The organism is Extibacter sp. GGCC_0201 (genome assembly GCF_017566055.1).
Lineage (GTDB): Bacteria > Bacillota > Clostridia > Lachnospirales > Lachnospiraceae > Extibacter.
This window is the reverse complement of the sequence record NZ_JABFCH010000205.1, coordinates 1-218: the sequence shown is the minus strand read 5'-3', so window position 1 is coordinate 218 and position 218 is coordinate 1. Positions and strand designations below refer to the sequence as shown.

General features: G+C 44.5%; 1 pseudogene. It reads right to left on the bottom strand.

Annotated elements, in window-relative coordinates:
- Positions 1–218: pseudogene (locus HJV72_RS19270) on the bottom strand (AraC family transcriptional regulator); the annotation flags it as partial.

Sequence of the window (218 nt, the reverse complement as noted above, 5' to 3'; positions counted from 1 at the left end):
AATCGCTTTCGGTATCAATTTGATATCTTTTCGCTCCGGCGGTATCTCGTCCGTGTTCACATTGATTCCCTTTAAAAACTCCTGGACACAGTAAAAGATATCCATCACCATATACTGGCGCAGCAGAAGGGATTTATAATTATTCTCCCCCACCGCGGCAAAGTATTCCTCGATAAACAGCCTGCATTCATCCAGAGAGCCGAGCTTCAGAAAATCCT